The organism is Streptomyces sp. NPDC091209, from assembly GCF_044757755.1.
In the GTDB taxonomy this organism is placed as follows: domain Bacteria; phylum Actinomycetota; class Actinomycetes; order Streptomycetales; family Streptomycetaceae; genus Streptomyces.
Genome location: NZ_JBIVVR010000001.1, coordinates 878,319 through 891,440, shown reverse-complemented (window position 1 = coordinate 891,440; position 13,122 = coordinate 878,319). Strand labels below are relative to the sequence as shown.

Sequence of the window (13,122 nt, the reverse complement as noted above, 5' to 3'; positions counted from 1 at the left end):
CGACACTCCACCTGCGTTACCTCAACCGATTAACCCAAGTGCGGTCCAAAAAAGGAGCCCGCCTCCGTCTTCGGACGTACGCCCGCGCAGGGGTTAGGACCGGAACGCCCCCGGATGCGTCTGTTCGCGTACGGAGACGTACTGCTGTCGTACGGCCTGTCCCACGGCGAGTTCGTCACCGGGCTCCAGCACTTGGGCGACCGGCCCCTGCCAGGCGGGCGGGGTCCGCGGGTCGAGGGTGCCCTGCGAGACGCCGAGGGCCCAGGCCGCCTGACGGGCCGCGCCGAGCGCCGCGTAGTCGGCGGGCTGCGGCACGACGACCTGCGCGCCGAACAGCGCGGGCGCCACGGCCTGGACGGCGGGAAGCTCGGCGGCCTGGCCGAGCAGGAATATCCGGCGTACGTCGACCCCCCGGCCGCGCAGCACGTCGAGCGCGTCCGCGAGCCCGCACAGCATGCCCTCGAAGGCCGCCCGCGCCAGGTGCTCGGGCCGCATCGACTCCCGGCGCAGTCCGGCCAGCGTCCCGGCCGTGTGCGGCAGGTTCGGGGTGCGCTCGCCCTCCAGGTACGGCAGCAGGACGAGCCCGTGGGAGCCCGGCGTCGACTTCATCGCCAGGTCGGACAGACCCTCCAGGTCGGACACGCCGAGGAGCTCGGCGGCCCCCCGCAGGGCCCGTACGGCGTTGAGCGTGGTGACGACCGGAAGATGCATGCCGGTCGCGTCCGCCAAAGAGGTGATCATGCCGGTGGAATCCACCAGCGCCTCGGTGTGGACGGCCATCACGGAGCCGGAGGCGCCCAGCGACACCACCGCGTCGCCGAGCCCGATGCCGAGCCCGAAGGCCGCCGCCATGGTCTCGCCGGTCCCGGCGGAGATCAGCAGCCCCTCGGGCGTGGTTCCGGCGGCCTCGGAGGGGCCGAGGACGTCCGGCAGCCCGGCCTGGTGGCCGAGCGCCAGGTCGATGAGATCCGGCCGGTACTGGCCGGTCGCCGCCGACCAGTACCCGGTCCCCGAGGCGCCGCCCCGGTCCGTGGTCCTGCGTACGGGCCGCCCCAGGAGCTGCCATACGAGCCAGTCGTGGGCCTGCAGCAGCATGCTGGTGCGCCGCGCGGCCTCGGGCTCGGTCTTGTTCAGCCAGCGCAGCTTGGTCACCGGCTGCGCGGCCTGCGGGACGCTGCCCACGGCCTGCGCCCATGCCTCGCGCCCGCCGAGCGCGTCGATCAGATCGGCCGCGGCGACCTGCGCCCGCTTGTCACCGCCGACCATCGCGGGGCGCACGGTGTTGCCCTGCGCGTCCAGCGGGACGAGTCCGTTCTGCTGGGCGGACACGCCGATGGCCTGGACGCCTTCGAGCAGTCCGCCTCCCGCGGCCTCGCCCAGGGACAGCAGCCAGGCCTGCGGATCCACGTCGGAAGGACGGCCGCCACCCTCGCCGCCGTCGATCGGATGTGGCGCATAACCCTGCCTCAGCACGGCACCCGTGTCGGTGTCGCAGACGACGATACGAGTGAAATCGGGCGCACTGTCCAGCCCGGCGACTATCCCCATGGCGGAAATTCTGCCGTACGACGGGGCTCGGCGGCGCCGGGCGGCCACACAGGACCCGGCGCGCCCAACGGTCCCTAGGTATTACTGGTGCACCAGTCGTCCCGATCCTCAGGGGTCACTGGTGCCCAGTCGCCACGATCCCTAGGTGTTGCTGGTGCCCCAGTCGTCCTCGCCGGTGCCGCCCGCGTTCCGCTCCCGCAGGGAGCGCACCCGGTCCGTGACCGAGTCGGGGACGTGGTCGCCCACCTTCTCGCTCACGGTGTGCAGCGCCTTGCCCGCGATCTCGCGGCCCTGGTGGGCGGCGGTCTCCGCGGTGTTGCGCACGGCGGGGTTCTGCGCGACCTGGCGCATGGACTTCTTCAGCTGTTCGTAGCGCTCGCGCCCGGCCCGCGTGCCGAGCACGTAACCCAGGGCCAGTCCGGCGACGAACGTGAGCCGGTAGCGCATGACGGCCACCCTTCCCTTGCGTCGGCATCGGTGCGGAGGGAACCGATTGGCGGAGCACCCCCCTGCTTGCGCTAATGTATGTGTCGCAGCAAGCGCACGCCCCCTGGCGAATACCCAGGTGGGTGCGTTCGATGCAAAGATCAATCCCCTGTAGCTCAATTGGCAGAGCAGCCGGCTGTTAACCGGCAGGTTACTGGTTCGAGTCCAGTCGGGGGAGCTCGATCTCCTGTAGCTCAATTGGCAGAGCAGCCGGCTGTTAACCGGCAGGTTACTGGTTCGAGTCCAGTCGGGAGAGCGACGAAAGAGGGCCCTTCGGGGTCCTTTTTCATGTCCGCGGGAGCCGCCCAGGGCACGCCGAAGTCGTCATGGTCGCGCGATGCCGACCATCCGAAGCAGGAGATCGTATGAGCGGCTATGCTGCGGCAGACGGCGCGCACAAATGTGCGCGGCGCGCCGAAACGGGGCGGTAGCTCAGCCGGTTAGAGCAGCGGACTCATAATCCGTCGGCCGTGGGTTCGAGTCCCACCCGCCCCACCATGCAGGCCTCTGACCTGCGGAAACGTTCATTTTTGGGTGTCGGAGCGTCAACTTTGCCCGAACGGACTGGATCCGTTGCTCATGGGTTTGGGGCGCGGTGCAGCTCGGTGCGGAGAGGGCTTCTCCGACCGGCGGCGACGCAAGCGATGGTGGTTGCCGTCGACTGTCCGGACCGCGTCTCTCGGGCTTCGTTTCAAGATCGTGAGGCCGTGTCGAGGCCGCAGGGTGTCGGTCGGGGCGCGCTCCCTCCGCAGCACCACCCACTCCCTCGCGAGAAGTCCCTGCGCGCGTTCCCCTGCGGCGCCGATCCCCGTGTCGACCGAGCAGGGTCATCGTGCCTCGGAGAACCCCGAACTCCTCCTGGGAGCCGAGGGGGAAAGAGACCGTGGAGGGACGTTCCCGGGCGATCTCGCCGAGTGCCGCCTCCACCGTGGCCGGCCGGGTGAGGACGGCGGTGTCGTCGACCAGTTCACCGGCCGGGGGTGCGAAGTCCATGTACTGCACGATTCGTTCGGCCGCCACCGCGTCGGCCGGTGCGGCCTGCCGCTCGTGGGCGTCCATGGCGTCGAAGGCACGCTCCACGATCTCGGCGACCGCACGGGTGATCGGCCGGGGGTGCAGGGCGAGCGGGCGGCCCGGCCAGTCGCCCGCGTACTCGGCGAACGAGGGGTCGCCCTCGATGTCGCTGTCCACATAGATGTAGTCGATGTCGATCCTCTCGCCGGCCTCGGAGTGCTCCCACGGCAACTCCACCGGGTGGTAGGCGTGTTCGTCCAGGAACTTCCACCATGACGGTGCCGGCGTTCGCTTCCACAGGGCGGGCACCTTGCCTGCGTTGACAGCCGGCCCGGCCTTCGCCGGACGGTAGGATGCGCTGTCGATCTGTGCATGACAGATGTACAACTCGCTGTCCCGGGGGACTTCTACGTGAGACCACGCCTGTTCATCTCCACGTCGGTCGCGGTCGGCTTCCTCGCCACGCTGGCCCTGCCGGGCCAGGCGCTGGCCGAGACCTCGGTGCCAAGCCCTACGCCGGTGACCACCCACGACACGCCGACGGCTGAGGCCACGGGAGCGGCCGCAGTCGGCGACGCCCCCGCTCCGCCGGACGGACAGGGTCCTGTGACCCTCACCAAGCGGGTGCCGGGTCTGCCCTGGGCAGCCGCCTCTCCCATCGACTACACCGATGACCGCGCCAACTTCCGTGTCTCCGCATGGCCGTCCGGCGACGGTGCAACCGTCACGTCGCTCACCGCCCGCTTCTACCCGCTGAACGCGCCCGCGGACACGGCACCCGTACTCACCGTGACGGACTTCGAACACGCGGACGCGCACGTGTGGCGGGCGACGACCCCGGTCGTGCTGCCCGCCTTCGGCGCCTACCGGGTTGCGCTGGACGTTCGCGACGACCACGGCTACGACGTCACGCTGCCCGCCGGTGGGACGGTGGATTACCAACAGGTCGTTCACTTCAGCTCATACACGCAGACGGTCCCGTCGAACTTCGACTTCGACCACCGGACCGTCACCGTCCACGGTGCCCTCACCCTGACCGACCCGGGCACGGGCCAGGTCAGCCCCTTCCCGGGCGCCACCGTGTCCGTCCACAACAACACCAACGGCTCTTCGCTCAAGACGACGACGGCTGCCGACGGCACCTTCACGACCTCGCTCGACGCCGACGGTGCGATCCAGACCTCCGGCGAATACGAGCCCGGCCGCGAGGACAGCTGGACCCACACCCCCGCGTACGCGTACTTCCCCCAGCCCGACCGTCCCGCGTCCGAACCCACCCGGATCCGGCTGACCTCGCCACCGGACGTCAACGTCCCCGCCGGCGGTATAACTACCGCGACCGGCGTCGTGGAGCGCAAGGTCGGCGACGCCTGGCTCCCCGCTCCCCGCACCTTCTTCGACCTGTCAGGCCCGCAGACCGGTTCCGACTGGATCTCCAGTGGCTTCACCGACGACCGGGGAGCATTCAGCATCCCGATCTCCCGGGCCGGCGCCTACCAGGTCCGTGACGAGGCGACGGACTTCCTGCAGCAGAGCCCGGCCGTAGGCATCCGCGTCCACATTCCCCAGCCCGGGGCCCGGTTCACCAGCCTCAGCATCTCCCAGGACGCCACAGGCCAGGGCCTGATCGCCGGGCGTCTCACGCTGGGACAGGCCGGCTCCCCGCCCACTGGCACCACGGTCCAGGTGCAGTACTCCGCCGACGCCAAAACCTGGCACCACGCGGCTTCCACCACGGTCGGACGCCAGGGCCTCGGCAAGGACGAATTCCTCTGCGACGTCCGCCAGGGCAGCAACGCCAACGGCTACTGGCGTGTCTCCTTCCTCGGCAACCGCGACTGGCTGCCCGTCACCGCCAAGGCGGTGCACCTGTTGCGCACTCCCACCCGGATCACCGGCGGCAGACCGAGTACCACGCACGCGAGCCACAACCAGAAGCTGTCCTTCTCCGGGAGCCTCCAGCAGTCCTCCGCGGGAACATGGCACGCCTACGGTCACGCCACCGTGCGACTGTGGTTCCAGCCGTCCGGCAGCAAGACCTGGCACCTCATGTCAACGGCCGCCACCGACGCCCGCGGCCAGTACAGCCTCCGTGCCAAGGACACCGGCAGCGGCACCTGGTACGTCGCCTACCAGTCTCCCGATGCCCACCACCTCAACTCGACGAGCGTCCACACCCGGGTCGACGTCAAGTAGTCCGCTCGCCCGCTGCGCCGGGCGCCGCCCGCCCGAGAGCGCCCGGCCGCTTACCTGCCCCCTCCGGGCGGGCCTGACGCTGTCGCCCGGCAGGTGACCACCGACCTGTCGGGCCGCATGGGCGTCGCCCGGACATCACCGAGCACCTCGACCTGGTCGAGCCGAAGCTCAGGCGGTTCCCACGGCGACCTTGCCCTTGCGCAGGGTCAGCGTCCGGTCGGACCGGGCGGCGAGGGTCTGGCTGTGGGTGACCACGATGACGCACTTGTTCTGCGTGTGCGCCAGCTCCTGGAAGATGCCGATGACGCCGTCGGCGGTGTCCTCGTCGAGGTTTCCGGTCGGTTCGTCGGCGAAGAGGATGTCCACGTCGCAGGCGAGGGCCCGGGCGATGGCGACGCGTTGCTGCTGCCCGCCGGAGAGTTTGAGGACGTTGCGGTCGGCCATGTCGGGGTCGAGGCCGACTTTGGCGAGCAGTTCCAGCGCGTGAGCCTTGCGCCGTCCCGTGGCCGGCTTGGCGCCGGTGATCTCCATGGCGGTGAGGACGTTCTGCAGCGCCGTCATATAAGTGAGCAGGTTGTACTGCTGGAAGACGGTGGCCGCGTGTTTGTTGCGGTAGCGGCCCAGGCCGAGTTCGGCCAGATCCTGTCCGTCGAAACGAATGACTCCCTTGGTGGGGCTGTCCAGCCCGCTGGCCAGGCTGAGGAGCGTGGTCTTGCCACTGCCCGAGGGGCCGAGGACGGTGTAGAAGGTGCCGCGTTCGAAATCCAGGTCGATCTGCTTGAGCACGGTCGTCCGGCGTCGCTGGTTCTGGTAGATGTGGCTGACATCCGCGAACTGCAGGGCGGGCGGCGTGATGGCGGGTGGGGTCTGGTTCATTGCGGTCACTTGCCCTTGGTGAGGATGCGGCGGGGGTCGAGGCGCAGCGCGGAGGCCGCGGGAATCGCGGTGGCCAGCAGACCGATGCCCAGACCGATTCCGGCGACGGTGGCGACGTCCGACGGCTGCAGCCGGACAGTGATCTTGTCTATGGGGTCGGCGTCCTTGACCGGCGCGGAGTTCGGGTCGATGCCCTGTTCCAGTCCGGTGGAGCCGGGGGGCGGCGGCTGCCAGGCGTTGATCTTCCGCTGGGCCGAGGCGGCCTGGTCGTGCAGCAACGTGTCGCCTGCCTTCTGGGTCACGTTCTGGGCGAACACCGAGCTCAGACCGATGGCGAGGACCGCGACGACGACGATCTCGACGCACTGCTGGGCGACCAGCTTCCACTTCGTCTCGCCCAAGGACAGCAGGATGCCGAACTCCGTGCGGCGCTGTTTGACCGCGAGAGTGGCAAGCAGACCCAGGACGAGGCCCCCGGCGACGCCGATCAGCCACATGGCCGCGGTCGCGGAGGTGGTGACACTGTCCAGGGGACCGGTCATCTGCTTCAGGGCCTTGTCGTTGATGCTGAGCTTGAAGCCCTTCAGCGCGTTCCCGGCCGTACGGTCGGCCTGCGCGTGGAAGGCGTCGAACGCGGCGGCGTCCTTGAGCTGGAAGGTCGCGCCCTGCAGGGGGGTCGGGCCCTGCCTGCCGCCGGAGTTGAGCTTGCCCAGTGCGCCGGCCGGGACGATCAGCTTGTCGCCCGGGGCCTGCTGGTCGTCGGGGTCGGGCTGGTCGGAGGGGTTGTGGTAGATGCCCTTGACGGTGAAGACGGCCTTGCCCTTGCCGGTGGGGTCGTTCTCGGACAACGTCATCTTGTCGCCGACCTCGAGGTGGTTCTTGCTCGCCAGCCGTTCCTCGATCAGGACCTCGTTGCGGTCCTGATCGGCGGCGGTGACATGCCCGCCGGACAGCAGCTTCCAGTTGCCGTCGGCGAAGTCGGGGAGCAGGGAGGAGTCCCGGACGCCGGCGGCCAGGGTGTAGGTGGCGGGCGCATCGGACACGAAGCGTTTGCCGCTGGTGAGTTCGAGGCCGCCGAGCAGCGTGGTTCCGTCGTTGTACGTGTAGTTGTACTTGGCCACCAGCGGGGATCCGCCGATCCTGTCGACGACGTCCGAGCCGATCTGCGGGGCCTGGCCCGGCATGCCGCCCCCCACGCCGGAGAGATCCATCTCAAGGGTGACGGCGGCGCCGAGGCGGCGTTCGGCGCTGTCGGCGGCGCGTCCGGTGGCGGTTCCGATGAGGAACCCGGCGAGCACCATGGTGCAGATGACCAGAAAGGTGCCCAGGGTGATCAGGGTTCTGGCTTTGCGTGACCACAGGCTCAGGCCGGCGCGTTTGATGAAGTTCATGAGGGGTGGGCCTATTCGGTGTCGGTGAGGATGGAGCGCGGGTGCAGTCGGAGAATCCCGATGCCGGGGACGGCGGTGGCGACCAGGGCGATGCCCAGGCCGATGGCGGCGGTCTTGCCGAGGTCGCCGATGTCCATGCGGATGTCCGACACCGTGGGGTTCTGGTCGGCGGGGTTCTGGCCGGCGGTGACGCTGTGCTGCTCGCGAACCAGCAGCATGGTGCCCGCGTGGTGGGCCAGGGACTGGCCGGCCAGGGCTGCCAGAGCGAGGGCGGGCAGCAGGACGGCCGCGACCTCCACGGTGTGCTGGCCGATGAGTTTCCACTTCTTCTCGCCCAGGGCGAGGAGCATGCCCAGTTCGTCGCGGCGGTCCCTGATCGTCATGGTCACGATCAGCGTGAGGATCACCGCTCCGGACAGGGTGATCAGCCGGACCAGGGCGGTGGTGAACGTCCCGACCCGCTGCAGCGGCAGGACCTGGTCGCGGTACGCCTTGTCGTTGATGTCGAAGCGGAAGCCGTCGGTGCCGAGCAACCGGGCGGCTTCCGTGTGCAGTTGCCGGGCCTGCTCAGGAGAGCGGATCTTGAAGACGGCTTCGTCGGGCTTGGTCCCGAAGCCGAGCGCGGACAGGGCGGCGGCCGGGGCGTACACCTGGTTCGCGGGCAGCTCGCTGGGCGCCACCCACTGGGGCGGGTCCTGGCGGGAGTCCTCGTACACGCCGGCGACGGTGAAGGAGTCCGTGTGCTTGCCGTCGGGGGAGGCCAGGGGGATGGTGTCGCCGACCTTCAGATGATTCTTCGCGGCCAGGCGCCGGCTGACCAGAACGACCTTGCGGGCGTTGTCCCGCGAGGTGAGCCCGCGACCGGCAACGATCGTGGAACGGCCGGTGGAGAAGTCGAGGAGCATCCCCGAGTCACGGATGCCGTTCACCGCCAGTCCGTCCTGGCCCCGGTCGCCGCCTCCTTCCGGCCGGCCGGGTCTCGGCAGGTTCGAGGTCACGAGAGGCAGCCCCGGAGGCTTGCTCACTCCGCGCAGCACCGGGTTGTACCGCTGCACCACCGGGGAGGAACCGAGCGTGTCGACCGCCTGTGAGGTCAGCTTGGCGCCGCGCACAGTGACGTCCACGCCGATACGCCGCTGGGCCTCGGCCTCCTGGCGGGTGGTCGCGTCCCGGAGCAGGAAGCCGCCCAGCAGCAGTGTGCAGACCACCAGGAAAATGCCGAGCAGAAGGCTGGTCTTTCCTCTTCTGGCCCCCAGGCTGAAGGCAGCCCGCTTGACGAAGTTCATGGACGCAGGACAACAGCCGGACCCGCACGGCGACATAAAGGCTGTTACGGCCGCATAAAGGCACAGCTCCCGGTCCGCGCACCGGGACGGGCTGATCGGGCGCCGGGCCCGGACGGTTCGTGGGCCGCACGCACCGGACGGCGTTTATCTCGCTGTAAACGCGGGCGTGGTCTTCTGACCCCATGAGAGTTCTGGTAGCCGAGGATCACGCGATCCTGGCGCGGACCATCGCCACCGGCCTGCGCAGGCAGTCCATGGCGGTCGACATCGCCGCATCGGGCGACGAGGCCGAACGGATGTGCCTGCTTGCCGACTACGACGTGCTGGTCCTCGACCGCGATCTGCCGGTGATGACGGGCGACGCGGTCTGTCTCCGGCTCCGCGGACGGGCGGATCCGCCGATGATCCTGATGCTGACCGCGGCCGGCACACTCGAGGACCGGGTCCACGGCCTGGAGCGCCTGGGAGCCGACGACTATCTCCCCAAGCCCTTCGACTTCACCGAACTGGTCGCCCGGGTGCGGGCGCTGAGCCGGCGTACGCACACGGCGTCGCCGGTCGTCCACCACTACCAGGGGATCTCTCTGGACCTGTCCCGGCACGAAGTGCGCGTGGACGGCCGGGCGGTCGATCTCACGCCCAAGGAGTTCGCCGTGCTCCTGATGCTGGTCGAGGCGCGCGGCGAGGCCGTCACACATCGGGAGCTGGTGCGTTCCGTCTGGGACGAGCACCTGGACCCGCGCACGAGCGCGGTCCGCGCCACCGTCAGCCGCTTGCGGGGCAAACTCGGCCTGCCGGACGCGATCGTGGCGGACGCCGGTGAGGGGTATCGGCTGTGCCGTTGACCTGGTCGGCCCGCATGCGCCGTCCCCTGCGCGAGATGCCCTTCCGGGGCAGGATCGCCGCCGCCTTCGCCGTCTTGTTCGTACTGTCGGGGGCCGTGCTGTTGGCCTTCGTGGTGGTGCTGGCTCGCTACGGAACCACCCAGCAGGTGCGGGACATCGATGTGGTCTCCGGCGTCGGCCCGGTGGGGCCGTTCAGCGTGGCGGGTCCGACGGGCACGACCACACCGGTGAGCCCGACGACCCCGGGTCGGACGAGCCTCCCCCTCCCGCACGGCACCGACTCCGACGGCATCGCCCTCAAGCTGGTCGACCGGACGGTGGCCGCCGTACAGGGCGCGGCGCTGCAGCAGATGCTCCTGTGGTCCGGCGTCGGGCTGGTACTGATCACCCTGCTCGCTTCTGTCGTGGGGTGGTGGATCGCCGGGCGTGCGCTGCGGCCGGTGGCGGCGGTGACGGACGCGGCGCGCAGGATCAGTCAGGAGAACCTGCACGAGCGTCTCGCTCTCACCGGACCGGACGACGAGCTCCACAAACTTGCCGACACCTTCGACATCATGCTCGAACGCCTGGAGAGGGCGTTCGCCGGCCAGCGCCGCTTCGTCACCAACGCCTCGCACGAACTGCGCACCCCGCTGGCCGTGCAGCGGACAAGCCTGCAGGTCGGACTGGCCGACCCCCTGCCCGACGGCTTGGCGGACGTACGAGAGGACCTGCTGGCCGTCAACCGCGAGGCGGAGAGACTGATCGACTCACTGCTCGTTCTGGCCCGCAGCGACAGCGGCCTGCAGGAGACCGAAGAGGTCGACCTCGCCGCGATGGCACGCCAGTTGACCGGCGCGCTGCAGCCCGCCGCCCGGGCGAAGGACCTCTCGCTCACCCTGACGGCGGACCAGCCGCTCCGGGTCGAGGGCGATCCCACTCTGCTGCGTCACCTGCAGACGAACCTGCTCGACAACGCCCTGCAGTACAACCGGCCCAGCGGCACCGTCACCGTCCATCTCACCGACCGTGCCCTGACCGTCGCCAACACCGGCAGCACCATCGAACCCGACCAGGTCGCCGACCTCTTCGAGCCCTTCCGCCGCCTCGGCCAGGACCGTATCGGCACCACCGGTCACGGCCTGGGCCTGTCCATCGCCAGATCCATCGCCGACGCCCACCGCGCGAACATCACCGCCCACCCCGGCCAGGACGGAGGGCTGACCGTCCGCGTCACCTTTCGCGCCACCTGACGCACGACCACGAACCGCTGGAACCTCACCGTCCAGGAACTCCACCCGTACTATGTGCTCGCCGGCGATACATCAATTCTGGTGCACAATTCCGGTGGCGAACTTGGGCCAGGCGAAATATTCCTTTGGCGTGGCGTCAAGGGAATGGAGCGCGACGATCTCCTGAAGAAGCGCTTCTTTGGTATGAGCTGTGGGCGATGGTGACGGTGATGGAATACGTGATCGCTTCGTCCTCGGAAGGCGTCGTTGAGGTGTGCCGGGAGATGTTGGGATTCGTCCCTGGCGTCAACTTCCGGGTGGGTTCGATTCCTGAGACAGGGTTTGACTGTGATGCTGCGATCCTGAACTCCCCCCTCGCTCACGAGCGGTATGGGGATTCGCCGCAGATCGGCCATGTCCAGGTTCTGTCCAACCGGCGCGATGACGGGGCTCCGGAGGTTATCCTCGCGGCGGCTCCGATCAGCGCTGACAGGGCTGTTGTGGAACCCGGCGAAGCTGCGATCGAGAGTCATGTCCAAGCCCTCCTCGAATCGTGCGTCTCCGCTTTCTTGGCGAGATTCCCGGATCGTGGAGAGAAGGCGCGTATTCTAGTGCATCTAGAAGGCGCAGGAATCGATCGACGGGACATCGAAGCCCCATTGAGGGGTGTGCTGAGATTCCTTGAGGGCTCCTGGCCTTTCAGGTAGTTCGGCGGCTTCGGGCACGTCTCCAAAGGCCGGTAGGCGGTCCAGCACGATCCGCGTGCGTTCTGCGGTCTGTTCGCTGCGGCTCTGCCCAAGGGTGAGCATGCGGCTCGTTGTCTCGGCGGCGGCCTCGGCTCGTCGGCGTCGGCCACGGCCCGCCGCGCGAGGTGCAGCGTCAACTCCCGGGCGTGACGGGCGTCGTAGCGTCCGAGTGCATCCGTCAGCAGCGGTACGGCGCGCAGGGGGCGCCGCGGCTCGGCAGGGACGCGGGCCTCCATCACCTGTCCCCGGCGGCCCGCCCGGCGCTCCTGCCGAGCCGGTAGATCCACTCCGCCTCGGCATGTTCCCCGGCGTTGAAGGCGCCCCACCCGGCAATCAGCGCCAACTCACCCATGGCCCGCAGTGGTTCACAGCCGACCTCAAAGCCCTGGACTGAGCGCTGGATAGAAGATACCTTCGCGAAGGTATCTTCTATCCAGCCCGTCCGAGAGGATGTCCCCGCGTGACCGCGACCGTGACCGAAACCGTCAGGACCACCGTCCGCCGTCCGTCGTACCTGGTCTTCAGCGACGTCGACGAGACCCTCATCAACACCAAGAGCATGTTCGACTTCCTCCGGTTCCGGCTCGTGCGCCGGCACGGCGACGAGGAGGGCGAGGCCCGCTATCGGCTGATAGCCCGGCAGTTGAGGGCCCGGTCGGCGGAGGGCACCCCGCGCGAGGAGGTCAACCGGGAGTACTACCGGCACTACACCGGGGAGGACGCGCCGCGGACGGAGGCGCTGGGCAGGGAGTGGTTCGCGCAGAGGTCGGCGGGGGAGGACTTCTTCATCGGGCCGACCCTCGCGGCGCTGAACGGACATCGGGCGGCGGGCGCGGACGTGGTGCTGGTCTCCGGGTCGTTCCTGCCGTGCCTGGCACCGATCGCCGAGCACGTGGGAGCCGCGCACGTACTGGCGACCACCCCGCTCGTACGGGACGGCAGATACACCGGCGAGGTGGCCGAGCCCATGATCGGGAACGGGAAGAGGGCGGCGGTGATGCGGCTGCTGGCCGACCACCCGGGAGTGGACCCGCACGACTGCTACGCCTTCGGGGACCACCCCTCCGACCTGCCGATGCTGGAGTGCGTCGGGAACCCCCGGGTGGTGGGCGGTCATCCGGAGATGATGCGGCGCCTGCGCGCGTCGCGGGACTCCGCCACGGGATGCGCGGTGGCCTGCTGGTCGATGGGGGCCGGTTCGGGGAAGGCGGACCCGTGCCCCGGCGGCTGCGCGCTGCCGCTGGAGTGATGCCGGCGCGGACCTGACGAGACGACGGAGAACGAGGAGAGGGCAGAGGCTTCGCGGCCTCTGCCCTCTCTCGCTGCCTCCACCCGCCGCGCCGCGTCCGGGTTCAGTCGATGCCCCGGAAGATGTGCGGTTCGAAGCCCTCCTCGTCGTCCTCCCCGGCGAGCCGCAGGCACGGGGCCGGGGGTTCGCAGGGATCCGGCGGCACTTCGGTGACCCAGCGGCGGTGGGCGTGGTGGGCGGTGCGGGGGCGGTGCGGGGTGAGGGTGGTCATGGC

The 13,122-nt window shown here is 69.5% G+C and carries 12 protein-coding genes and 3 tRNA genes; 9 read left to right on the top strand and 6 right to left on the bottom strand.

All coding sequences use genetic code 11. The features are described 5' to 3' along the window. Positions 1 to 93: 93 nt before the first annotated feature. Together ACIQRL_RS03930 and ACIQRL_RS03925 are read right to left on the bottom strand one after the other, a co-directional pair. Entirely contained in the window at positions 94 to 1,548 is a 1,455-nt protein-coding gene (locus ACIQRL_RS03930; RefSeq protein ID WP_401326624.1) for an FGGY family carbohydrate kinase, read from the bottom strand. Positions 1,549 to 1,689: 141 nt separating this feature from the next. After that, positions 1,690 to 1,995 carry a YtxH domain-containing protein gene (locus ACIQRL_RS03925; protein ID WP_401326622.1) on the bottom strand — a complete coding sequence of 102 codons (306 nt, stop codon included), beginning with the start codon at positions 1,993 to 1,995 and terminating at the stop codon, positions 1,690 to 1,692. Between the two features lie 144 nt (positions 1,996 to 2,139). On the opposite strand from ACIQRL_RS03925, the gene ACIQRL_RS03920 reads away from it, so the two are divergent. From ACIQRL_RS03920 to ACIQRL_RS03900, 5 genes are all read left to right on the top strand, one after another. Further along, positions 2,140 to 2,212, top strand: a tRNA-Asn gene (locus ACIQRL_RS03920). A 5-nt stretch (positions 2,213 to 2,217) separates the two neighbouring features. Then, positions 2,218 to 2,290 (top strand) — tRNA-Asn (locus ACIQRL_RS03915). Positions 2,291 to 2,455: 165 nt separating this feature from the next. Further along, a tRNA-Ile gene (locus tag ACIQRL_RS03910) sits at positions 2,456 to 2,532 on the top strand. Positions 2,533 to 2,844: 312 nt separating this feature from the next. Beyond that, positions 2,845 to 3,324: a hypothetical protein gene (locus tag ACIQRL_RS03905; RefSeq protein ID WP_401326619.1), complete on the top strand. Its 480-nt coding sequence runs from the start codon at positions 2,845 to 2,847 to the stop codon at positions 3,322 to 3,324. A gap of 96 nt (positions 3,325 to 3,420) precedes the next feature. Continuing rightward, a complete protein-coding gene (locus ACIQRL_RS03900) occupies positions 3,421 to 5,244 on the top strand; it encodes a hypothetical protein (protein WP_401326617.1) in 1,824 nt (607 codons plus the stop codon). Positions 5,245 to 5,412: 168 nt separating this feature from the next. Here ACIQRL_RS03900 and ACIQRL_RS03895 read toward each other — a convergent pair whose 3' ends face one another. From ACIQRL_RS03895 to ACIQRL_RS03885, 3 genes are read right to left on the bottom strand one after another with little or no spacing between them, the layout of a single operon-like run. Further along, on the bottom strand, positions 5,413 to 6,120 hold the full coding sequence (locus ACIQRL_RS03895; protein WP_401326614.1) for an ABC transporter ATP-binding protein: 708 nt from the start codon (positions 6,118 to 6,120) through the stop codon (positions 5,413 to 5,415). A 5-nt stretch (positions 6,121 to 6,125) separates the two neighbouring features. Beyond that, positions 6,126 to 7,511 (bottom strand): ABC transporter permease, encoded by a 1,386-nt coding sequence (locus tag ACIQRL_RS03890; protein WP_401326612.1) that lies wholly within the window; start codon positions 7,509 to 7,511, stop codon positions 6,126 to 6,128. 11 nt (positions 7,512 to 7,522) lie between these two features. Further along, complete coding sequence (locus tag ACIQRL_RS03885) at positions 7,523 to 8,797, bottom strand: ABC transporter permease (RefSeq protein WP_401326610.1); 1,275 nt, start codon at positions 8,795 to 8,797, stop codon at positions 7,523 to 7,525. A gap of 182 nt (positions 8,798 to 8,979) precedes the next feature. Here ACIQRL_RS03885 and ACIQRL_RS03880 point away from each other — a divergent pair, with 182 nt between their 5' ends. From ACIQRL_RS03880 to ACIQRL_RS03865, 4 genes are all read left to right on the top strand, one after another. Further along, positions 8,980 to 9,642 (top strand): response regulator transcription factor, encoded by a 663-nt coding sequence (locus ACIQRL_RS03880; RefSeq protein ID WP_401326606.1) that lies wholly within the window; start codon positions 8,980 to 8,982, stop codon positions 9,640 to 9,642. After that, a complete protein-coding gene (locus tag ACIQRL_RS03875) occupies positions 9,633 to 10,874 on the top strand; it encodes a sensor histidine kinase (protein WP_401326603.1) in 1,242 nt (413 codons plus the stop codon). The genes ACIQRL_RS03880 and ACIQRL_RS03875 overlap by 10 nt, the downstream gene beginning before the upstream one ends. Positions 10,875 to 11,083: 209 nt before the next feature. Beyond that, complete coding sequence (locus ACIQRL_RS03870) at positions 11,084 to 11,560, top strand: hypothetical protein (protein WP_401326601.1); 477 nt, start codon at positions 11,084 to 11,086, stop codon at positions 11,558 to 11,560. Positions 11,561 to 12,059: 499 nt separating this feature from the next. After that, on the top strand, positions 12,060 to 12,848 hold the full coding sequence (locus tag ACIQRL_RS03865) for an HAD family hydrolase (protein WP_401326598.1): 789 nt from the start codon (positions 12,060 to 12,062) through the stop codon (positions 12,846 to 12,848). 103 nt (positions 12,849 to 12,951) lie between these two features. Here ACIQRL_RS03865 and ACIQRL_RS03860 read toward each other — a convergent pair whose 3' ends face one another. Further along, positions 12,952 to 13,119 (bottom strand): hypothetical protein, encoded by a 168-nt coding sequence (locus tag ACIQRL_RS03860; protein ID WP_401326596.1) that lies wholly within the window; start codon positions 13,117 to 13,119, stop codon positions 12,952 to 12,954. Between the last annotated feature and the right edge of the window lie 3 nt (positions 13,120 to 13,122).